General features: G+C 70.8%; 13 protein-coding genes and 4 pseudogenes. 11 read left to right on the forward strand and 6 right to left on the reverse strand.

Annotated elements, in window-relative coordinates:
• The first annotated feature begins 4 nt into the window (after positions 1–4).
• From ACTWQR_RS02675 to ACTWQR_RS02685, 3 genes and pseudogenes are all read left to right on the forward strand, one after another.
• Positions 5–1,195: an acetyl-CoA C-acyltransferase gene (locus ACTWQR_RS02675; protein WP_443225220.1), complete on the forward strand. Its 1,191-nt coding sequence runs from the start codon at positions 5–7 to the stop codon at positions 1,193–1,195.
• A gap of 87 nt (positions 1,196–1,282) precedes the next feature.
• Positions 1,283–2,242, forward strand: a complete 960-nt coding sequence (locus tag ACTWQR_RS02680) for a PDR/VanB family oxidoreductase (protein WP_443225221.1) — start codon at positions 1,283–1,285, stop codon at positions 2,240–2,242.
• Positions 2,243–2,338: 96 nt separating this feature from the next.
• Positions 2,339–2,827, forward strand: a pseudogene (locus tag ACTWQR_RS02685) (ROK family protein); the annotation flags it as partial.
• Positions 2,828–2,924: 97 nt separating this feature from the next.
• On the opposite strand, the gene ACTWQR_RS02690 reads toward ACTWQR_RS02685, so the two are convergent.
• Positions 2,925–3,335, reverse strand: coding sequence for a Fur family transcriptional regulator (locus ACTWQR_RS02690; RefSeq protein ID WP_443225222.1), 411 nt, complete (start codon positions 3,333–3,335; stop codon positions 2,925–2,927).
• A gap of 146 nt (positions 3,336–3,481) precedes the next feature.
• Here ACTWQR_RS02690 and ACTWQR_RS02695 point away from each other — a divergent pair.
• A pseudogene (locus tag ACTWQR_RS02695) lies at positions 3,482–3,947 on the forward strand (Fur family transcriptional regulator).
• Positions 3,948–3,980: 33 nt separating this feature from the next.
• Positions 3,981–6,212 (forward strand): catalase/peroxidase HPI, encoded by a 2,232-nt coding sequence (gene katG / locus ACTWQR_RS02700; protein ID WP_443225223.1) that lies wholly within the window; start codon positions 3,981–3,983, stop codon positions 6,210–6,212.
• A 220-nt stretch (positions 6,213–6,432) separates the two neighbouring features.
• Here katG and ACTWQR_RS02705 read toward each other — a convergent pair.
• Positions 6,433–6,790 (reverse strand): annotated as a pseudogene (locus ACTWQR_RS02705) (spherulation-specific family 4 protein); the annotation flags it as partial.
• Positions 6,791–7,631: 841 nt separating this feature from the next.
• Between ACTWQR_RS02705 and ACTWQR_RS02710 the strand changes: the two are divergent.
• Positions 7,632–9,269, forward strand: coding sequence for a GMC oxidoreductase (locus ACTWQR_RS02710; RefSeq protein ID WP_443225224.1), 1,638 nt, complete (start codon positions 7,632–7,634; stop codon positions 9,267–9,269).
• A gap of 111 nt (positions 9,270–9,380) precedes the next feature.
• Here the strand turns inward: ACTWQR_RS02710 and ACTWQR_RS02715 are convergent, their stop codons facing one another.
• Positions 9,381–9,860, reverse strand: a complete 480-nt coding sequence (locus ACTWQR_RS02715) for a carboxymuconolactone decarboxylase family protein (RefSeq protein WP_443225225.1) — start codon at positions 9,858–9,860, stop codon at positions 9,381–9,383.
• 85 nt (positions 9,861–9,945) lie between these two features.
• Positions 9,946–11,019 (reverse strand): NAD(P)H-dependent amine dehydrogenase family protein, encoded by a 1,074-nt coding sequence (locus tag ACTWQR_RS02720; RefSeq protein ID WP_443225226.1) that lies wholly within the window; start codon positions 11,017–11,019, stop codon positions 9,946–9,948.
• A gap of 360 nt (positions 11,020–11,379) precedes the next feature.
• Between ACTWQR_RS02720 and ACTWQR_RS02725 the strand changes: the two genes are divergently transcribed.
• The gene (locus ACTWQR_RS02725) at positions 11,380–11,583 is read left to right on the forward strand and encodes a cold-shock protein (RefSeq protein WP_443225227.1); all 204 of its coding nucleotides are present in this window, start codon (positions 11,380–11,382) and stop codon (positions 11,581–11,583) included.
• Positions 11,584–12,499: 916 nt separating this feature from the next.
• Entirely contained in the window at positions 12,500–12,931 is a 432-nt protein-coding gene (locus tag ACTWQR_RS02730; protein WP_443225228.1) for a hypothetical protein, read from the forward strand.
• Between the two features lie 151 nt (positions 12,932–13,082).
• Here the strand turns inward: ACTWQR_RS02730 and ACTWQR_RS02735 are convergent, their stop codons facing one another.
• The gene (locus tag ACTWQR_RS02735) at positions 13,083–15,617 is read right to left on the reverse strand and encodes a SpoIIE family protein phosphatase (RefSeq protein ID WP_443225229.1); all 2,535 of its coding nucleotides are present in this window, start codon (positions 15,615–15,617) and stop codon (positions 13,083–13,085) included.
• Between the two features lie 913 nt (positions 15,618–16,530).
• Here ACTWQR_RS02735 and ACTWQR_RS02740 point away from each other — a divergent pair.
• Positions 16,531–18,228 carry a hypothetical protein gene (locus tag ACTWQR_RS02740; protein WP_443225230.1) on the forward strand — a complete coding sequence of 566 codons (1,698 nt, stop codon included), beginning with the start codon at positions 16,531–16,533 and terminating at the stop codon, positions 18,226–18,228.
• A gap of 294 nt (positions 18,229–18,522) precedes the next feature.
• Here ACTWQR_RS02740 and ACTWQR_RS02745 read toward each other — a convergent pair.
• A pseudogene (locus ACTWQR_RS02745) lies at positions 18,523–18,660 on the reverse strand (MmyB family transcriptional regulator); the annotation flags it as partial.
• A 23-nt stretch (positions 18,661–18,683) separates the two neighbouring features.
• On the opposite strand from ACTWQR_RS02745, the gene ACTWQR_RS02750 reads away from it, so the two are divergent.
• Positions 18,684–19,544 carry an ATP-binding cassette domain-containing protein gene (locus ACTWQR_RS02750; protein ID WP_443225231.1) on the forward strand — a complete coding sequence of 287 codons (861 nt, stop codon included), beginning with the start codon at positions 18,684–18,686 and terminating at the stop codon, positions 19,542–19,544.
• A complete protein-coding gene (locus ACTWQR_RS02755; protein WP_443225232.1) occupies positions 19,541–21,382 on the forward strand; it encodes an ATP-binding cassette domain-containing protein in 1,842 nt (613 codons plus the stop codon). The genes ACTWQR_RS02750 and ACTWQR_RS02755 overlap by 4 nt, the downstream gene beginning before the upstream one ends.
• Positions 21,383–21,384 lie beyond the last annotated feature (2 nt).

The following is a 21,384-nucleotide window of genomic DNA, read 5'->3' on the forward strand; positions in this document are numbered from 1 at the left end:
GGCCGTGCCCGGATCCGTGATCGTCGCCGGAGCCAGAACGCCCATCGGCAAGCTGATGGGCGCCCTGAGCACCTTGTCCGCACCCGACCTCGGTGCCCACGCCATCAGCGCCGCACTCGCCGCCGTGCACCTGGACCCGGCCGCGGTCGAGGCCGTCGTGATGGGCCATGTCGTCCAGGCCGGGGCCGGTCCCAACCCGGCGCGGCAGGCCGCCGTCGCCGCCGGCGTTCCGTTCGCCGTACCGGCGAGCACCGTCAACAAGCTCTGCCTGTCCGGTCTGCACGCCATCGCCCTCGCCGACCTCATGATCACCTCTGGGCGCCACGAGGTGGTCGTCGCGGGCGGCATGGAGTCCATGTCGGGCGCCCCGCACCTGCTGCGCGGAGCCCGTACCGGCTGGAAGTACGGCACGGCCGCGGCCGAGGACGCCCTCGACCGTGACGCGCTCACCTGCGCCTTCGACGGAATCTCCATGGGAGCGGCCACCGAGCGGTACCAGCAGCCGTTCGGCTTCACCCGCGAGGAGCAGGACGAGTACAGCGCGCGGTCGCACCAACGGGCCCTGCACGCCCAGGAGTCCGGCGCGCTGGCCGCGGAGATCACCCCGGTCACGGTGGTCGGACGCCGGAGCGAGACGGTGGTGGAGGCCGACGAGGGCATACGGCCGGGGACCACCGCGGACAGCCTGGGCCGCCTGAAGCCCGCCTTCTCCGCCGCGGGCACCATCACCGCGGGCAACTCCTCGCAACTGTCCGACGGCGCCGCGGCCGTCGTCGTGATGAGCGCCGAACGCGCCCGCCGGGAGGGCCTGACCCCGCTCGCGGAGATCGGCGCCTACGGCACCGTAGCGGGCCCGGACCCCTCCCTCCTCGTCCAGCCGGCCGGCGCGATCGGCGACGCCCTTGCACGGAACGGCCGGCTGAAGGCCGCCGACCTCGACCTGTTCGAGATCAACGAGGCGTTCGCCGGTGTGGCCCTGGCCTCCATGCGGGAGCTGGGCGTCCCCCTGGACAAGGTGAACGTCAACGGTGGCGCGATCGCCTTCGGACACCCCGTCGGCATGACCGGCACCCGGCTGGTACTGACCCTCGCGGCGGAACTGCGCCGCCGCGGCGGCGGTACCGGGGCGGCCGCCCTGTGCGGGGGCGGCGGCCAGGGTGACGCCCTGCTGCTCCACGTACCACCGCAAGCCTGACGCCGAACCCGCTTCCCGGCCTGCTGCCCGCCGCTACCCGCATCCCGTCCGTATCCCCACACCCGTACGAGACCAGGTTGATCCACCATGACAGACCAGCTGCCCGCGGACGAGGCGATCCTCGTCGTGGCGACCCGGACCCGCGTGGCCGACGGCGTCGTCTCCCTCACCCTGCGCCACCCGGACGGCAAGCCGCTCCCCACCTGGGCTCCGGGCGCGCACATCGACCTGCTCATGGGCGCCGACCTGGTCCGCCAGTACTCGCTGTGCGGCGACCCCGCGGATCAGGATGTCTGGCGGATCGCCGTCCTGCGCGAGACGCAGGGCCGCGGGGGTTCCGCGTACGTCCACGGATTCCTCCCGGAGGGTGGCACCGTGCGCGTCCGCGGGCCGCGGAACAACTTTCCGCTGCGGCCGGCGGCACGCCAGCTGTTCATCGCCGGCGGTGTCGGCATCACACCGATCCTGCCGATGATCGAGGCCGCCGAAGCCGCGGGGGCCGACTGGCGGTTGCTGTACGGCGGCCGCACCCGCACCTCCATGGCGTTCCTGGACCGCCTCGCGCCCTACGGTGACCGCGTGCTCGTCCGGCCGCAGGACGAGCACGGCCTGCTGGACCTCGCCTCCTTCCTCGGCTCGCCCGAAGAAGGCACCCTGGTGCACGCCTGCGGCCCCGAACCCCTGCTGCTGGCGGCGCAGGAACAGTGCGCCGGCTGGCCGCCGGGCACGCTGGGCGTCGAGCGGTTCGCCCCGGTGCGGGCAGCCGAAGTCCGCCCCGCCGAGGCCTTCGAGGTGGTGCTCGCCCGCGCCGGGCTCACTCTCACCGTGGCGCCCGACCGCTCGGTGCTCGAAACCGTGGAGGAGGCCGGCGTCGATGTGGACTCCTCCTGCCGCGAAGGCACCTGTGGCACCTGCGAGACGGACGTACTCGACGGCACGCCCGATCACCGGGACTCGCTGCTGAGCGAGGACGAGCGGGCCGCCGGCGACACCATGTTCATCTGCGTCTCCCGCTCGTGCGGGCCCCGGCTGGTCCTCGACCTGTGACCGGCCGTCCCGCCCGGCCTCGAGTCACATCGGGCGAATCTGTCACATCGGCAAACGACAACCGCTGAAGGCTCCTTCACCTTCGCATCCAGCCGCCTCCCTCCGGTGGCGGCCCAGTCGGCTCTACCGGGAATCGTCTCCGGGGGATCGGTACGTCAGGCCCAACCTCGGGTGGAACAGGGTGGCGGTCGAGGGACTGTTCGCCAAGGCGCTGACCGCGCTGAGGCCTGGCCACCGCGCGCTGCTGGTCGGCTCCGGCGACGAGGCCAATGTGGCGGCTCTCGCCGAGCTGTGGTTCGCCGGTGGGGCGGACGAGGCGCGCAGCTTCGTCTGTCTGAGCGGCGGGATCGGCGTCGGTGGCGCCTGGTGGTGGGCGGTCCACTGCTGCGCGGAGCCCACGGGTTCGCGGAGTACGCCCTGTTGAAGGCGGTCGGCATCGACGACGCGGCCGGAATCGACGATGCGGCAGGGACACCGGGCGTGGCCGAGCTCGAGCGCCGGGCCCGGCGCGGCGACGAACGCGCTCTGAAGGCCATGGAGGAGGCCGGGCAGAAGCTGGGGCTCGTGCTGTCCGGTGCGGTCAACCCGGGGGAGAGCGCCGCGCGCTGCGAGAAACGCGTTCCCTCACCAGCAAGCGCTCCCCTTCCCCGGACGCGCCAAGCACTCCCAGGGGCGAGCATTCCTAGACGCAGGATGGGCACAGCCCGCGGTAGGTGACCTCCACCTCGGACACCATGAAGCCGAACCGCTCCTCCGCCGGGAGGTCGGTCAGTGGATTGCCGGTCGGGTGGACGTCGCGGATGGTGCCGCAGTTGGAGCACACCAGGTGCTGGTGCGGGTGGTGTGCGTTGGGGTCGTAGCGCTTGGCCCGGCCGTCCGTGGAGACCTCGATGACCTCACCGAGGGAGACCAGTTCGCCCAGGGCGTTGTAGACGGTCGCCCGGGAGATCTCGGGCAGTCGCTGTACCGCGCGGGCGTGCACCTCGTCGGCTGTGAGATGCACGTGCTCGCCGTCGAGGACCTCCGCAACGACACGCCGCTGGGAGGTCATCCGCCAGCCACGCCCGCGCAGTCGCTCCAGCAGGTCACTCATATCGGTTCACCTATTCAGGTTCGGTGGGATGCCCGGAGTTTACAGTGGGACGTCCGGGGTCCGATTGGATATGGGTTTGGCGCGCTTATTGACTTGGACTCGGTCCATCGTAGGATCGGTTCCGGCGAGAGCCAAGGGACAGGAAGATTCCAGTAGGGCAGGAGACAGAGACGGACGGGACCACCGCCGGGGAGCTGTGCGGTGCCGGCCTGCGGGTGACGGCCGCCCGCGTCGCGCTGCGCGACGCCGTTCGGGACGGTGACCGCCTCGGCGGTGACCATCTCGGTGTCGAGGCGATCGCCTCCGGGGCGCGCGATCGCGTGGGCCGTGTCTTCCTTCAAGTCGTGCGTGAGGCCCTCCACGCGCCCACCGCGGCTGGGCTCGTACGCCGTATCGAACCGGAGCGACAGCCCGGCCCGATTCGAGGGACGTGTCGGGGACAACCACCGCCTCGTCCTGTGCCGGTCGTGCCGTGTCATCACCGACGTCGAACGCGCGGTCGACGAGTCCCCCTGCCTGACCGTTTCCGACGACCACGGCTTGTCGATCGACAAGGCCGGGGTCATCCACTGGGGTCCCTGCCCCGACTGTTCCACCGCCCGCAATTTTTGAGCACCGTGATCCGCCTGGTCCGGAAGGATTCCCATGACTGAGAACCATGACGCAATCGTCGTAGACGCGAAATCGGAGGGCGGAGGTGGCTGCCCGGTCGTGCACGGGCGGGCCGCGCACCCGACTCAGGGCGGTGGAAACCGCCAGTGGTGGCCGGAGCGGCTCAACCTGAAGATCCTTGCCAAGAACCCCGCCGTGGCCAACCCTCTGGGCGAGGAGTTCGACTACGCGGAGGCGTTCAAGAGCCTTGACCTCCCTGCGGTGAAGCAGGACATCGCGGAGGTGCTGACGACCTCGCAGGACTGGTGGCCGGCCGACTTCGGCCACTACGGCCCGCTCATGATCCGGATGGCGTGGCACAGCGCGGGCACGTACCGGATCAGCGACGGCCGCGGTGGTGGCGGGGCCGGCCAGCAGCGCTTCGCCCCCCTCAACAGCTGGCCGGACAACGGGAACCTGGACAAGGCCCGCCGTCTGCTGTGGCCGGTGAAGAAGAAGTACGGCCAGAACATCTCGTGGGCCGACCTCATGATCCTCGCCGGCAACGTCGCCCTGGAGTCGATGGGCTTCGAGACCTTCGGCTTCGGCGGTGGGCGCCCGGACGTCTGGGAGCCCGACGAGGACGTCTACTGGGGTCCCGAGACCACCTGGCTCGACGACCAGCGCTACACCGGCGACCGTGAGCTGGAGAACCCCCTCGGCGCGGTCCAGATGGGCCTCATCTACGTCAACCCGGAGGGCCCGAACGGCAACCCGGACCCGCTCGCCGCGGCCCGCGACATCCGTGAGACGTTCCGCCGGATGGCGATGAACGACGAGGAGACCGTCGCCCTGATCGCGGGCGGTCACACCTTCGGCAAGACCCACGGCGCGGGCCCGGCGGAGAACGTCGGCCCCGACCCCGAGGCTGCCCCGCTCGAGGAGCAGGGCCTCGGCTGGAGGAACTCCTTCGGCACCGGTAAGGGTGGCGACGCGATCACCAGTGGTCTCGAGGTGACGTGGACCAACACCCCGACGACCTGGGACAACAGCTTCTTCGAGATCCTGTTCGGCTACGAGTGGGAGCTGTTCCAGAGCCCCGCCGGTGCGAACCAGTGGCGGCCGAAGGACGGCGCCGGGGCGGGTATCGTGCCCGACGCCCACGACTCGTCGAAGAGCCACGCCCCGACGATGCTGACGACCGACCTCTCGCTCCGGTTCGACCCGGCCTACGAGCAGATCTCGCGGCGCTTCCTGGAGAACCCGGCCGAGTTCGCGGACGCCTTCGCCCGCGCCTGGTTCAAGCTGACCCACCGCGACATGGGACCGGTCGTGCGCTACCTCGGCCCTGAGGTTCCGGACGAGGTGCTGCCGTGGCAGGACCCGCTGCCCGCGGTGACGCACGAGCTCGTCGACGCCGAGGACATCGCCTCCCTCAAGGGCCAGATCCTCGCTTCGGGCCTGTCGGTGTCCGAGCTCGTGTCCGCCGCGTGGGCGTCGGCCTCGTCCTTCCGCGGCAGCGACAAGCGTGGTGGCGCCAACGGTGCGCGCGTCCGCCTCCAGCCGCAGATCGGGTGGGAAGCCAACGACCCCGACCAGCTGGCGACGGTGCTGCGCACCCTGGAAGGGATCCAGGAGACGTTCAACGCCGCTCAGACCGGCGGCAAGCAGATCTCGCTCGCCGACGTGATCGTGCTCGCCGGTGCCGCGGGCGTCGAGCGGGCCGCCAAGGAGGCCGGCTTCGAGGTCGAGGTCCCCTTCACGCCGGGCCGGGTGGACGCGTCGCAGGAGCAGACGGACGTGGAGTCGTTCGCCGCGCTCGAGCCGACCGCGGACGGGTTCCGCAACTACCTCGGGAAGGGCAACCGGCTGCCGGCCGAGTACCTGCTGCTCGACAAGGCGAACCTGCTGACCCTGAGCGCCCCCGAGATGACGGTCCTCGTCGGTGGTCTCCGCGTGCTGGGCGCGAACCACCAGCAGTCGCAGCTCGGCGTCCTCACCACGACCCCCGGATCGCTGACCAACGACTTCTTCGTCAACCTGCTCGACATGGGCACGACGTGGAAGGCGACGTCCGAGGACGCGAACACGTTCGAGGGGCGCGACGCCGCCACGGGCGAGATCAAGTGGGCCGGCAGCCGTGCCGACCTCGTCTTCGGGTCGAACTCCGAGCTGCGCGCGCTCGCGGAGGTCTACGCGAGCGACGACGCGAAGGAGAAGTTCGTGAAGGACTTCGTCGCGGCGTGGGACAAGGTGATGAACCTGGACCGGTTCGACCTCGTCTGATCATGACGTCCAGGTCGGCCCTGAGTGGGCCGACCTGGACGTCTTTCGTCCGGAGGATCTCGCCGGCCTCCGGACGGCACCGCGGGCGCGGTCTCCGGAACGTGACATCGGCCCTGTCGACCAACCAGGCAACCGGCGTCGCCCACGGGACCCAGGCAGGCCGTACGCCTCTTCCCACTGCGCGGCCTCGCCCCGGCGACCGAGCAATCCCCATTAGGTTTCATGGAGCGGTTCCGCCCAGGACGGGCTTCAACCGAGACCGAGGGTTGGGCAGTTCGCCCGGCACAGGCCCCGAAGACCGCCGCACCGCGGTCGCGTGCGTTGCGGACGGCGAGCGCGGTGCGTGTGCTTCGGGCACGCCGTGGACGAGGTGGCAGAACCGCTCGGGCGGGAGCTGAGTGGTCCACAGGTCTGCCGAAGGCCGTCACGTACATGGACCAGTGACCCTCGAAGGTCACGACCAGATCCCCCAGCCGGGCGTACCCCGGCGCCGGACGGACGCCCAGGTTCAGCACGACCGGAGCCGCGCCGAGTCGGCAGGAAGGCCGCCGGCCGAGGGCGTCGTCGGCGGCCGTGATGTCGGAGCGCTGCCCAGGACACCTCACCCGAGCGGGCGGATCCATCACTGACCTCCTCGATCCCCCCGGAACCCCGCGACGCGCGCAGGCGCCCGCACCAGATCGCGGACCGGGACGGCCTGCCCGCCGCCGATGTTGAGGACGGGCGGCAAGGGGCCGGGGGCAAGCCGCCGCCCAGAGCGTCGCCCGCTACGTCGCATACGTCCACGAAGGCGCGGTACGCCGACAGGTCACCCAGCCGGTTGACCGCGTCCGGGTCCCTGCCGGTCTGACGCAGCAGCGTCGTGCGGCTCGGCCCACGCGCCGTCGGCGGTGTCCCTCGTGCGACGCGGTTCGTCCGCCCCGCGATCCGGCCCGGCCCTCCGGGGCCCCGGGACCACAGGATTGCCCAGGTGAATCCCGGGACGAGATTGCGCATGCTGTGGTCAGGCTCCCTTGACCAGCCGGACGGAGCGGATGTGGAGCGGCGCGGTCCGTCGAGCCGCGGTGTCAGTGGTTTAGACCGCGACGACGGCTTGGCGTGTGATCGATTTCAGGTAACCCGTACTCGTACCCGGGCATAGGAGCGCAGGTCGCGACCGGTCCGCCCGGCCCGTGCGAGCCGGCCGCCGTCGTGGCGCCGAGGTTGGCGGGCCCGGTACCCGGGCACGGAGCGCCGCCGACGGCTGTGGCCAGGCTGCGGTAACCGCACCGCGAGGGTGACCGCCGTGCCGGGCGCACGGGCGGCGGGTGTGTGATGCCGAGTATGTGATCTTTTGGAAGTTACCTGAAGGTATGGCGTGACTTCTCATGTAGGCGCCAGTAGAACCCGTTTCACTCAATGGAGAGTGAGGAGCTGCGCATGAGTGGTGATTCCCCACGTGAGGTAGGCCTGAGGGGCTTATCACGCCGAAGATTCATAACTGGAACTGGTTCTCTTCTTGGAGCGACTGCGCTCGCCGGGCACGTCACCCAGGCCCACGCGGCACCCGCGGCCGCACCGATCGAACCCGGAGCACACGTGCCCGCTCTGGTGATCGGCACCGGATACGGCGGCTCGGTGGCCGCTCTGCGCCTGGCCCGGGCGGGCCTCGACGTCCACATGGTCGAGATGGGCATGGCCTGGGACACCCTCGGATCGGACGGCAAGATCTTCGCCAACACGAGGACCCCCGACTACCGGTCCTACTGGCTGCGCACCAGGACGAAGCAGCCTCTCAGCAACTTCCTCGGCTTCCCGCTGGACAAGGACGTTCCGCGCTACACCGGGATCCTGGACGCCGAGGAGATGGGCGGCATCATCGTCTACCAGGGCCGCGGCGTCGGCGGCGGCTCGCTGGTCAACGGGGGCATGGCGGTCACCCCCAGGCGTGAGAACTTCGGCGCCGTCCTGCCGTCGGTCGACGCCGACGAGATGTACGACGTCTACTACCCGCGCGCCAACGCGGGTCTCGGAGTCGGCACGGTCGACCCGACGTGGTTCGAGACCGCCGACTGCTACCAGTACGCCCGAGTGGGCCGTAAGCACGCCGAGCGTTCCGGCTTCCCGTTCGTCTTCGTCCCCGACGTGTACGACTGGGACTACATGGAGCGGGAGGCCGCCGGAACCGTACCCAAGTCGGCGCTCGCGGGCGAGATCCTCTACGGCAACAACTACGGCAAGAAGTCCCTGCGGCAGACCTACCTCGCCCAGGCCGAGGCGACCGGCAGAGTCTCCATCTCACCCCTGCACAAGGTCACTTCGGTCACCCCGGCGGCCGGTGGCGGCTACACGGTCGTCATCGACCAGATCGACACCGGTGGCAACACCACCGCCACCAAGACCGTCACCGCGGACAGGGTGTTCTTCGCGGCCGGCAGCGTCGGCACCAGCAAGCTCCTGGTCAGGCTCAAGGCCACCGGCGCGCTGCCGGGCCTCAACAGCGAGGTCGGCAAGGGCTGGGGCGACAACGGCAACGTGATGTGCGGCCGCGCCAACCACATGTGGGACGCCACCGGCGCCCTGCAGTCCTCCATCCCGTGCTCCGGCATCGACAACTGGGCCGCGGGCGGCGCGTTCGCCGAGGTGGCTCCGCTGCCCACGGGGATCGAGACGTACGCCTCGTTCTACCTGTCGATCACCAAGAACCCCAACCGCGCCCAGTTCTCCTGGAACGCCGGGGCGGGCAAGGTCGACCTGAACTGGCAGACCGCCTGGAAGCAGCCATCGATCGACATGGCCAAGTCGATCTTCGACAAGATCAACGCCAAGGAGGGGACGATCTACCGGACCGATCTCTTCGGCACCAACAAGACCTGGGGCGACCACCTCACGTACCACCCGCTCGGTGGCGCGGTGCTCAACAGGGCGACGGACAACTACGGCCGCCTGCACGGACATCCGGGCCTGTACGTCATCGACGGTGCGCTCATCCCCGGCAACACCAGCGTCAATCCGTTCGTCACCATCACGGCGCTCGCCGAACGGAACATCGAAGCGATCATCGCCGCGGACCTGTAGCAGACCCGTAGCGGCGACCCGCGAGCGTGGGCCCCCGGAGACGAGCGGACCATCTCCGGGAAGAGAACGAAGCCGGGGCCGATCGGAGTTGCCGGACGGCCCCGGACCGCCTCAGTGCCCCGGCAGCACACACATGGCGTCCAGACCCAGCACATGGTTGAGCCGCCCGAACGCCAGCCAGGAACCGAGGCTCATCGTCAACTCCACGATCTCGGCCTGGCCGTAGTGCGCGGCCATCCGCTCCCAGAACGCCTCGTCGAGGCCGTGGTGATCCAGGGCGTACCGCTCCGCGTACTCGGCGGCCAGCCGCGTGCGCCCGTCGAAGATGTCGGTGGTGCGCCACTGGAGAACCGCGTCGGCGAACTCGTCCTCGACCTTGTGCCCGTCCCGCTCGGTCCGCCAGTCGAGGCAGAAGAGGCAGCCGTTGATCTGCGCGATCCGAAGCCGCGCGGCCTCGAACTCACGCAGCCCCAGGGTCGTATGGGAGTAGACGGACAGCGAGAAGTTCGCGGCGGCGGCCCCGATGCCCGGGACCATCTCGCCCCACACGTACTCGATCGGGTCCTTGCCCTCGGGGATGTCGATGTTCATCGGGGACTCCTTCGTGTGCGTCTGGCTCCTTCATGTACGTCCCCGCCTCGGCCGGGGGAGGAGGCGCGTCCTGGCGGTGTCGGCGTCACGTCCTTCCGAGCCTTCCGGCCGCCGGGCGCAGCGGGACGTCGAGTGCGTCGTACAGGCCGGGCTCCGCGTCCACGAGCCAGTCGATCGCGCCGACGAGCCGGCCGACCGCGGTGGCGTTCCCGCCCGCGGCCCGGTTCTCGCCCTCGTCGGTCGCCTCGACGGTGATCTCGATGCGCGGGCGGCCTTCGATGATCACGCGGTGTGCCCCGGCGCCGTCGGGCGGCACCGGCCAGTCCGGTGCGCAGGACGGATGGATACGGGTGACGTGCTCGATGACGATGCGCGGTTCACCCTCGACGACGCCCTGCACCTCGAACCGCACCGCACCCTGCGTGCCGGCCTCGAACGCGCCCATCGTCCGGGTGCTCACCGTGGCGTCGAGCGGGCGCCGGTGCATGGTCTCGCGGATCTCGTCGAGCTCGACGCCGAGGGCCCTGGCCATCAGCCGTATCTGCCCGCCCCACACCATGGTCGGGACCGACGGGGCGAGCATCAGAGGTTCGTAGTCCATCGGTTGGCCCATCCCGACCAGGTACCGAACTGACTCTTCCTGCTCGTACGTGGAGTAGTCGAAGATCTCCTGGCAGCGGATGACGTCGACCACGGTGCCGAGTCCGCTCATCAGCACAGGCAGTACGTCATTGCCCCAGCCGGGGTCGACACCGGATACGAACAGCGACCCTCCGCCGTCGGAGACGGCGGCGAGTACGGGTTCCCGGAACTCGGGTGGGGCGTTGCGCTGGTCGTAGAGCGGATACAGCGCGGGCGTGACGACCACGGCACCCGCCCGGATCGCCCGGCTGATGTCCGCCAAGGCCTCGTCCGGTCGGATGTCGCCCGACGCCGCGTACACGACGGCCTGGGGACCGTTGGCCAGTACCGCGTCGATGTCGGTGGTCGCCGGGATCCCCAGACCGCGACCGAGGTCCCCGAGGTCGCCCGCGTCGCGGCCGACCTTGTCGGGGTTGTGGACGAGCACGGCCTCGAGATCGAGGGCCGGGTGAGCCTCGACCGCACGGATCGCCGCACGGCCGACGTTGCCGGTACCCCAGACCACCGTGGAAATCATGCGCGGAGGGTAACTTGACGGATCGTCAGTTTCCAGAGTTCTGCACCGCTGCTTCCGGCGCGCGGTCTCGTGTGGCGGCTGTCCGGTGCGCGCGTCGGGTCGGCGACGTCGGTCGCGACCGGGGCTGTGATCCGTGGTCAAGGATGCCCCGGAGAGTGCGTTCGCCGTTGCCGAATGAGCGCGCGGTGATAGTCTTGATCCAGTTGCAGTTGTGGTTCCCGCAAACTTCAAGTGTTTTAGACGATTCCATATCGTCGGGCGCTCTTGTATTTCCGGTGCTCCTTCCGGACGGGTTCATTGCGGCGACATAGGGGTTCACACAGTGCGGACCCCCGGGCACTGCCCCGAAGGAGATTTGACATGGCTACTGGCACCGTTAAGTGGTTCAACGCGGAAAAGGGCTTCGGCTTCATCGAGCAGGAGGGTGGCGGCCCGGACGTCTTCGCCCACTACTCGAACATTGCCGCTCAGGGCTTCCGTGAGCTCCAGGAAGGCCAGAAGGTGAACTTCGACATCACGCAGGGCCAGAAGGGCCCGCAGGCGGAGAACATCACTCCCGCCTGACGCGGAAGTGTAAGAGGAAGCTGGGGCCCCGCTTTGTGGTGGGGTCCCGGCTTTTTTCTGTCCCCAGGGATTTTCTCTGGCTTGGTGTGAGTCGAATGCGAGGCCGAAGGAAGCCGACCATACCGACGCGATACATGGAGTCACTCGACATCAGACGGTCGTAAATCCCCCGAAATGGGTGACCGGGCTGGAATATGGGGGCATGGGCCGGCGGGCCAGGGACGCCCCGTTTCCCGGGCGTCCCCCGGGGGCGGGCGGCCGTGGGCGCCGTCCCTCCGCGGTGCAGGGGCAGTTCGTACTGCCGTCCACTGTCGCCGCGGCCTCGTCGACCCCCCGCCCGGCGACCACAAGGACTCCCCGCACCGCGGCGGCCGTACCGCCCGCGCCGGTGTCCCCATCGGGGCAGCGGGTTGGTCGCGGAACGGCGGCGCGGACGTGTCTCCCGCCATGGTCCGGGCACTCGCCCAGGCCGGCCCGATCGCGCCGTAGGCGAGTCCTGCCGGTCGGCTGATCCCGCCGGTCCGCTGAGGCCGGCCAGGCGGCCGAGGCCCGTAGCGTTGCCCGGATCCGTCGCGGCGCATGGGGCAGAGCGAGAGCTGGAGGGCTCGCTGTCGCTGGTCCTTGATGCCCGCCGCTCGCGGAATGGGACCGAGTGGGGGATCCCCGCATTCACGTGAGTATCCCGTGCCCGGCAGCGGCCTACGGCCGCGGATCGCGCGGACCACGGTGGCCCGGGGACAGCCGCTCAGCAGGGGTAATCCGCCGCACCGAGCGGGATCGGAAGCCGGACACGGAGCGGGTCGGAGGCCTCGGGCCCGGCGGCCCGGCGGCCGATGTCGAGGGGCGGCGGGCGCCGAGATCCACCATTCTGGACCCAGATGCGATCACGTCGCCCACATCGGGGAAGTCGAGTCCCATGAGCGAATCAGAGTTTCCGCCGGAAGGCCGGCCCGTGGACCTATATCTCGACCTGCTGCGCGTCCGCATGGCTCCAGCGGACTTCGCGCTGCTGCTCCGCATGGTCGAGCCAGTGCTCGAAGCGATGGAGGAACAACGTGCGGGACCGATCGAGCTGAGTCTGGAAGGTGCGGAGGGTGACAACCTCTCGCAGGAGATCCGTGACGAGGCGTCCCTCGTCGTGGCGGTCGCCGCCACGGGGCGCCTGGACAACCAGATCGTCGAGATCGAGACCGAGGAGGACGGACCCGTCAGGGTCGTCACGGATTCGGGCACCGCAGCCGATCCCGCCAGGTGCAAGGAGATCGCCGACTTCATCAGTGAACGACACCGGCAGGACGAGGAACTGCGAGGCATCGCGGAGGTGAGCGGCCTGCCCACTGATGTCTGACGCGCGACGCCTGATGGCTGACAACGCGCCGCGGCGTCGGCCCTCGACAGGGGAACCGGTGAGCGGGCTGTACTCCCCGGGTGTTCCCGGACGCGTTGGTGGTCGATGACGACTGGCCCTCCGTGCAGGTGAGCCCGGCACGGGGGAGCGCTCACGGGCGGTGCCGGGGCGTCGGACGACGCTTGGTGAGCAGCAGCGCGATGTCGTCGGGGCGGTCGGCCACATGCCGGGCGGTGGCGGTGAGACGGTCGGCGACACCGGCCAGCGAACGCCCGCCCGGGCGGGCGGCCGGGGAACCGGCCCGGGCCAGGGCCACACGCAGTGCCGTGATGCCCTCGTCGATGTCGAAACCGGGCCGCTCGACCAGACCGTCCGTGTAGAGCGCGAGGATGGCGTCGGGCTCCAGCTGCAACTCGGTCGCGGGGTACTGGGCGTGCGGGTCGACCCCGAGCACCACACCGCCGGGGATGTCCAGGATGTGGGTATGGCCGTCCGGGTAGCGGATGATCGGCGGCAGATGTCCCGCCCGGGCGACCCGGGCCAGACCGGTGACCGGATCCAACCGGATGTAGCAGCAACTGGCGAACTGGCCGGGGTCGAGGTCGATCAGGAGATGGTTGGTGCCGCTGAGTACCTCGTCGGGCGGACGGTCGCTGAGCGCGAAGGCCCTTACGGCGCTGCGTAGTTGCCCCATGGTGGCGGCGGCCTGGACACCGTGCCCCTGTACGTCGCCGATGACCAGGGCGAGACCGTCACCGGACTCGACGACGTCGTACCAGTCCCCGCCCACGTCCATCCCCTGCGTGCCCGGCAGATAACGCCCGACGGTCTCCACCCGCGGGTGTGCCGACAGGTGCCGGGGGAGCAGGGCCTGCTGAAGACCGCGTGCGAGCGCGGCCTCGGTGTCGTAACGCCGCGCCTTCTCCATCGCGTGGGCGATCAGTCCGGCGAGGGCGGTGAGCACCGTGCGTTCCTCGGTGCTGAAGCCGCGGGGGCGGTCGAACCCCAGGATGCAGGAGCCGACCGGACGTCCGGAGGCGATGAGCGGCAAGAAGGCGCGGGCTCCCTCCGTCGCGTCCAGTGGGACGCCGGGGTAGGCGGCCGCGAGCTGTTGCATCGACTCGAAGAAGAGCGGTCGGCCGCTGGTGAGGGTCTCGACGCCGGGCAGCCGCGTGTCGAGACCCACACCTTCGAACGGGGCGAGGAACCCCTGAGGGAAGCCCGTCTCCCAGGCCAGGTACAGGTGCCGGTCCTGCAGCAGATAGATGGCCAGCCTGCGGCCGCCGAAGGCCGGCAGCAGTTCCTGCATCACGACCGCGGAAACCTGGCGGGCGGTGACCGCCTCGGTCAGCGCGATCGCGAGGATGATCGGGCGGTACAGCGGAGCCATGGCGGTGACTTCGGTGGCCGATCCGTCGGCTTGGGGCAGGTCGGCCGGCGCGGGGTCGGGAGAGGGATCCGCCACCCGGTTCGCGGGGACGACCTTGCAGGTCAGAATGTCGGGTCCGGGATAGACGGAGAGCGCCAGCCAGTCGCCCCCGTGGGGGTGCGGGGGAGGCTTCCCATCCCGATCGAGGGGCCGTACGACGTGGAAGTGAACCGGGTCCGGTGACAGCAGGGCTTCGCGCAGATGGTCTTCATAGGCGGGCCGGTCCAGCCACGGCACTCCCTCCCACAGCGAGCGGCCCAGGAGCTGGGTCCGCGGCCGACCCAGGAGCTGCGCGGCCCGCGGATTCGCATAGACGATCAGGCCCAGCCGGTCGAGGCAGAACACGCCCTCCGGGAGCAGGTCGGCCGCCCCGTCGGCCGCCGAGCCGATGTCCGGATCGAGGACGATGCCGCGGACCGGGTGCGTTCCGGACGGTACGGACGCGTCACGCGTGGTCCAGAGTTCCAACAGCCGCAGGGTGCCGTCGACGGCGTGCACGTGCAGGGGCAGGGGTGGCGGTCTCCCCGCGGCCGTCTCCCGTAGAGCGGTCATGATCTGATGCGCGTCGGCGGCGGCCACGGTGTCCGCGAGCGCCTGCGAGGTGTCGGCGAACTGCCCCGGGGGCGCGCCCAGCAGAGCATGCAAACGGTTGTCCGCGGTCACGACATCCGTCGCGGGATCCCAGGTGAAACGCCCGATGCGCCCGACCGGCGGGCCCGAGGCCGGTGGCCGCACGCACAGCGGCTCGCCGTCCCAGACGACCGCCGACCCGTCGCTGTCCCCCAGGGTCCGCAGAGCCGCGCCCAGGTACTCGGCCAGCCGCACCATGCGGTCACGGTCGGGCAGTACTTCGATGGCGTCCGACGCCGAGGGGCGCAGGAGGGCCAGTACGCCGTAGGTCGTCGACGCCCCCACGACGGGCACGTACACGGACCCGAACTGAAACGGCAGACCCGCAGCGAACTGGGGGTAACGGCGCATCGTCTCCGTGGCGTCGGGTAGCACCACCTGGACGCCGAGCCGGTAGGCGTCGGCGACGGGGAACCGACGGTCCACGTGCAGGCGCCACCAGGGGCGGAACAACGGCCCGGGCAGCCCGGCGAGCACGGCGAGCCGCAGCAGCCCGGGCGTACTGGAGCGCATGTACACGCCCCCAGCGAAGCCGCCGGCCGCGCTGATCGCCTCGTTCGTGATCCCGGTCAGCAGCGCGGCCAGGCGTCCGGGCCTCCGGTTCTCGTGCTCGGCGCTCTCAGTCATCGGCCCCACCTCGTCCGTGCGCCGCCGGATGGCTGACACAGCAAGAATGCGCCACGACGCCCTCCGCCTGCACCCGGGCGAGGAACTCCGTCCGCGGACTCGCGGCGGGTGCCGAGGCCAGGCCGAGGGTGCGGCCACCGATGGTTGTGGCGGTCGATGAGCCGAGGGCGAGGACGCAGAGCGGACTGCTGGCCGAGTGCGCGGCGCTCGCGGGTCGCCGAGTGGTGCAGGCGCTCGCGCGGGCCGCCGACAGGTCCGGCCGACGGGTCCGGACGGCCAGTCGCTGCCCTTCGACAGGGCGGCGGGGCGCGACTGCGTGGTGACGTCTCCGACTGGAAGGCGACCAGGTGCCGCCACACGCTAAGCGGAGGGTGGTGTACGTCTATGCCAACACCACCCGCGTCGACATCTCCGCGTCGGTGCCGCCGCCGAGTCGCCCGTCACCGACACCGGCCGGCCGGGCAACGCTTCGGGCGTCATGGGCTGCGTCAACGTCGACCACCCCTACCAGGGGGTGACCTGGCGATCGACTTGGTCGGTGCCGACAGCACCGTCTACTCCCTGCGCGCTTTCGCGCCCGCCCCGTGGAGGAATCGGTCCTGCGGCCGTCGCCGGCGGGGCAGGTCCTTTGGCTTGGCCTGGCTCCTCGAAGTCCGCGGGCGCGGGAGGTCCGCGCGACGGCAGGCCGGGGGCGACGCCGCCCGGTACGTCAACACGCGAGGAGCCGGTGCGTGACGGTGCCACTGGGCGCTCAGGATCGCATCTAGCCTCGGCGATACGGTCCCTCGGGGCTTCGGCCACTGAGGGGAACAGACTCCGGGCGGGCAGGGCGCAACGTCATGACGGGATGTCCGGCCGGGCAGCCCGGCTGATTCGCACTCCCTGGTCGGCCGTACACACACAGGAGTGGCGGATGGACTACTACGATCTCGGCACCCACAACCGCCCCGTGACGACGTCGTCCCCCCAGGCGCAGACGTGGTTCGACCGCGGCCTGATCTGGGCGTACGCCTTCCACCATGAGGAAGCCGTCTCCTGTTTCGAGGCCGCCGCGGCGGCGGATCCCGAATGCGCCATGGCCTACTGGGGCATCGCCTACGCCCTCGGCCCGAACTACAACAAGCCCTGGGAGTTCTTCGATGGTGAGGAGCTGACCCACACCGTCAACCGAACCCACGCCGCCGTGGAGCTCGCCCACGAGAAGGCAGCCGGCGCCACCCCCGTCGAACGTGCGCTGATCGGTGCGCTGCGTGCCCGCTACCCGCAGGCCGAGGCCGTGGAGGACTGCTCGGTGTGGAACGAGCCCTACGCCGACAGCATGCGCGCCGTCTACGAACTCGCCCCCGACGACCTTGATGTCGTCACGCTCTATGCCGATGCGCTGATGAACCTCACGCCCTGGCAGCTGTGGAATCTGCGCACGGGCGAGCCGGCTGAGGGAACGCGCACGATGGAGGCGAAGGCGCTCCTGGAGCGGGCGATCGCCACCGAGGCCGGGGCGCGGCACCCGGGCGTCCTGCACATGTACATCCACCTGATGGAGATGTCCTCGGCCCCCGAGACCGCGCTGCCCGCCGCGGACCGGCTGCGCGGCCTGGTCCCCGACGCCGGCCACCTGCAGCACATGCCCACGCACCTGGACGTGCTCTGCGGCGACTACCGCCGCGTCGTGTCCGACAACAGCGCGGCGATCGTCGCCGACGAGAAGTTCCGCGCGCGGGCCGGGGCGATGAACTTCTACACCCTGTACCGGTCGCACAACTACCATTTCAAGATCTACGGTGCGATGTTCCTCGGCCAGTCGAAGACCGCCCTGGAGACCGCCGCCCAACTCGAAGCCTCCATCCCGGAAGAACTGCTGCGGGTGCAGAGTCCGCCCATGGCGGACTGGCTGGAAGGCTTCCTCGCCATGCGGGTCCATGTCCTGATCCGTTTCGGCCGCTGGTCCGACATCCTCAAGCTGCCGCTGCCTGCCGATCCGCGGCTGTACTGCGTGACGACCGCGATGCTCCACTACGCCCGCGGTGTCGCGTTCTCGGCCACTGGCCGGATCGCCGAGGCAGAGGCGGAACGGGAGCTCTTCCGCCAGGCGGTCACGCGGGTTCCGGAGACGCGGATGCTGTTCAACAACACCTGCGCCGACATCCTCGGGGTCGCGTCGGCGATGCTCGACGGCGAACTGGAGTACCGCAAGGGCAACCACGAGGCGGCCTTCGCCGCACTGGAGCGGTCGATCGAACTGGACGACAGCCTTCCCTACGACGAGCCGTGGGGATGGATGCAGCCCACCCGGCACGCGTACGGTGCCCTGCTCCTCGAACAGGGGCGCGTCGCGGAGGCGGAAGCCGTCTACCGGGCCGATCTGGGGCTCGACGACACCCTTCCACGCGCTTTGCGGCATCCCGGCAACGTCTGGGCCCTGCACGGGTTCCACGAGTGCCTCGTCCGTCTGGGCAAGGTAGGCGAGGCACAGATCGTGGCCCAGCAACTGAAGATCGCCTCCGCCCTGGCGGACGTACCGATCGAGGCATCCTGCTTCTGCCGCCTGGAAGCCGTCACCGGCGCCGCCGACGAAGCAGTCATCGGCGCCGCCGATACCGGCTGCTGCTGAGGCCGATCGGCCGGGAGACCTGCCCAGCCAGACCCGGGTGGACGAGCCAGGCACAGCAACCTCACGGCTCGGGCCGAACCCGCCGTGCGCACTGTCCAGTTCGGCGTGAACACCGCCGTCAGCGTCCCGGGAAGGGCAATCCCTGGCTCACGAGCGGCCCGTCGATGCGGCCAACGCGGTGTGGATGCACTCGCTGGCGGCGGCGGTTATCAGCACGCGGAACGCCTGGGGGACGGCCGGAGCTTCACGGCGGCGTCGGCGCCCCGCAGCGTGGTGAGCACGGCTGCGACGACGTCAGACGGCCGGGAGAAGGTGGCGCAGGGCCCGGGCGGAGGGAGTGCCCGGGTCCGCGGTGATGAAGGCGACCTGCTGATCGTCGCCGGGGACGGTGAGTACGTCGCAGTTCAGGCGTAGTCCGCCCGCCTCTGGATGAGCCCGGCCAGGCGGGGGACGTCATGTCCGGCGTCGCCGACGATCGAGACTTCCGGCTCGCTCGGCGCCCCGGCGGCCGGTACGGGTTCTCGCCCGCGGACCGCGCGGAGTTGGAACGCCGACGGATGCGCCGTGCCCGACTGGAGTTCCGGCGCGTGACCGTCCAGGGGACGGACGGGCCCGTGCTCGAGGACCTCAGCCTGGTCGTCCCCGGAGGGGCACTCGTCGCCGTCGTGGGCCCCTCCGGGGCCGGCAAGTCGCTGCTGGCGGCGCTGGCCGGGCGCCTCGTCGACCCGGACGAGGGCGAGGTGCTGCTCGACGGCGTGCCGCTGCGCCGCCTCGCACGCCAGGAGCTCAGGCGTGCGGTGGCGTACGGCTTCGAACGCCCGGTGCTGCTCGGCGAGACTCTCGCCGACGCCATCGGGTTCGGGCTACGGACCCCTTCCACCGAGGAACTGGTGGCGCAGGCCAGGGCGGCCCGCGCCGACGCGTTCATCCGCCACATGCCGGCCGGCTACGCCAGCCGCGTCGCCGACACGCCGATCTCCGGCGGGGAGGCCCAACGGATCGGGCTGGCCCGCGCATTCGTCCATGCCGGGCGGGTGCTGGTGCTCGACGACGTGGCCGCGAGTCTGGACACCGTGACCGAACACCACATCAGCCAGGTGCTCACCGGCGCGCTCGCCGACCGCACACGGCTCATCGTGACGCACCGGGCCTCCACGGCGGCGCGGGCGCACCTCGTGGTGTGGCTGTCCGACGGTGGCGTCCGGGCGCGGGGAACCCATCACGCGCTGTGGGCGGATGCCGAGTACCGGGCCACGTTCCAGCCGCTCTCCGCGACCAGGAAACCTGTCCGTTCGGGCGCGGGGGGCGCGCGATGAAGGCGCGGTCCGTCCGCATTCTGCGCTCCTCGCTCAGCCGCCGGCGCCGGGAGTACCGGCGGCTGATCGCCTGGTCGCTGGTGCAGGCCGTGCCCGCCTTCCTCTCCGGGTGGATGGTGGCCCGCGCCGTCGACCAGGGGTTCCTCGCCGACCGGCCCGCCACCGGCTTCCTCTGGCTGGCCGCGCTGGCGGGCGCCTACCTCGTGGGAGCCTGGGGGACCCGGCACGCCATGCTGGGGCTCGCCTCACTCATCGAACCGTTCCGGGACGAGCTGATCACACTCGTCGCCACCGGCACACTGCACCGGTCCGCCGGGCTGGGCGCGCCCGCCGACACCGCCGGCGTGGCCCGGCTCACGGAGCACGTGGAGCGGGCCCGGGACGCGTACGGGGCGATCGTCCTGTTCGTCCAGGGCTTCGTCGTCACCGCCGGGGGCGTGCTGCTGGGCCTGGCCGGCCTCGACCCCCTGCTGCTCGTCCTCGTGCTGCCGCCCCTCCTGATCGGCCTCGCACTCTTCGCCGCCGCGCTCCGGGCGATGGCCGCACGCCAGCGGGAGGTCATTCTGGCGGACGAGCGCATCGCCGAGAGTTCGAGCGCCGTGACCGGCGGGCTGCGGGACGTGGTGGCCTGCGGCGCCGAGGACCGCGTAGAGGCCGAGACAGGCGCGCAGGTGGACGCCGCGGCGCGGGCAGCGGTATCGCTGGCGCGGCTCACCGCCGTGCGGACCGCCGCCCTGGGCATCGGCGGCTGGGTACCTCTGCTGCTCATTCTGCTCGGCGCGCCCTGGCTGGTACGCAATGGAGTCACGGCGGGCGCGATCCTCGGGGCGGTGACCTATGTGTCGCAGGCCCTGCAACCGGCCCTTCAGGGCTTCGTCCAGGGACTCGGCAGCAGCGGGCTGTGGTTGCTGGTCACCGTCGGCCGGATGGCCGAGATCGGAGTGGAACCAGACCGACCCGAGGCCCCCGAAGGCGAGGCCGCTGAGGCCGGGACCAGCGCCGCGACGGGTCACCCGCCGGTACGGCCCGGTGGCGCCCGCCTGGAGGCACGCGGTATCACTTTCGGTTACGCCCAGTCCGCGGAGCCGGTGATCCGCGACCTTGACCTCGTCCTGCGCCCGGGCGAGCACCTCGCCGTGGTGGGACCGAGCGGCGTCGGAAAGTCCACCCTCGCCGCGCTGATCGCGGGAGTCCTCGAACCGCAGGCGGGGCAGGTGCGCCTCGACGGCGTGCCGGTCGGCGATCTGCTCGGCGACGACGACCTGGCCCGGCACCGCGTGCTCATCCCGCAGGAGGCGTACGTCTTCGCCGACACGCTGGAGGAGAACCTCACCTACCTGGTTCCTGGCGCCGCCCGGGCGGACGTGGAGGCGGCGGTCCGTGCCGTGGGCGCGGCGCCGCTCGTGGAGCGCCTGGGCGGCTACGACGCGCTGTTGGACCCGCGCGACCTCTCGGCCGGGGAACGCCAGCTCGTCGCCCTGGCCCGCGCCCTGCTCCCGGCCCCGCGACTGGCTCTGCTGGACGAGGCCACCTGCCACCTCGATCCGGTCGCCGAGGCGGTCGCCGAGGAGGCGTTCGCCCGCCGCCCGGGCACCCTGATCGTCTTCGCCCACCGCATCAGCTCGGCACTGCGGGCGGATCGGATCCTCGTCATGGACGGTACGCGGGTCGGCCTCGGCACCCACGAGGAGCTGCTCGCCGACTCCCCGCTCTACCGTGACCTGGTCGGTCACTGGGGTGCGGCGAACCCGTCCCGTGCACCGGTCGGGTCGCTGACACGTACGGGACGGGTACGGGATGCGGTCCGCGTACTCCTACGGCTTGCCGATCAGCTCTGACT

This window comes from Streptomyces sp. 2A115, from assembly GCF_052245575.1.
In the GTDB taxonomy this organism is placed as follows: domain Bacteria; phylum Actinomycetota; class Actinomycetes; order Streptomycetales; family Streptomycetaceae; genus Streptomyces.

Bases quoted from the DNA above. Each gene is read 5' to 3' on its own strand.
- ACTWQR_RS02755 (WP_443225232.1), top strand. From the start codon at position 19,541: ATGAAGGCGCGGTCCGTCCGCATTCTGCGCTCCTCGCTCAGCCGCCGG.
- ACTWQR_RS02710 (WP_443225224.1), top strand. From the start codon at position 7,632: ATGAGTGGTGATTCCCCACGTGAGGTAGGCCTGAGGGGCTTATCACGC.
- ACTWQR_RS02740 (WP_443225230.1), top strand. From the start codon at position 16,531: ATGGACTACTACGATCTCGGCACCCACAACCGCCCCGTGACGACGTCG.
- ACTWQR_RS02680 (WP_443225221.1), top strand. From the start codon at position 1,283: ATGACAGACCAGCTGCCCGCGGACGAGGCGATCCTCGTCGTGGCGACC.
- ACTWQR_RS02720 (WP_443225226.1), bottom strand. From the start codon at position 11,019: ATGATTTCCACGGTGGTCTGGGGTACCGGCAACGTCGGCCGTGCGGCG.
- ACTWQR_RS02730 (WP_443225228.1), top strand. From the start codon at position 12,500: ATGAGCGAATCAGAGTTTCCGCCGGAAGGCCGGCCCGTGGACCTATAT.
- ACTWQR_RS02725 (WP_443225227.1), top strand. From the start codon at position 11,380: ATGGCTACTGGCACCGTTAAGTGGTTCAACGCGGAAAAGGGCTTCGGC.
- katG (WP_443225223.1), top strand. From the start codon at position 3,981: ATGACTGAGAACCATGACGCAATCGTCGTAGACGCGAAATCGGAGGGC.
- ACTWQR_RS02750 (WP_443225231.1), top strand. From the start codon at position 18,684: ATGTCCGGCGTCGCCGACGATCGAGACTTCCGGCTCGCTCGGCGCCCC.
- ACTWQR_RS02715 (WP_443225225.1), bottom strand. From the start codon at position 9,860: ATGAACATCGACATCCCCGAGGGCAAGGACCCGATCGAGTACGTGTGG.
- ACTWQR_RS02735 (WP_443225229.1), bottom strand. From the start codon at position 15,617: ATGACTGAGAGCGCCGAGCACGAGAACCGGAGGCCCGGACGCCTGGCC.
- ACTWQR_RS02690 (WP_443225222.1), bottom strand. From the start codon at position 3,335: ATGAGTGACCTGCTGGAGCGACTGCGCGGGCGTGGCTGGCGGATGACC.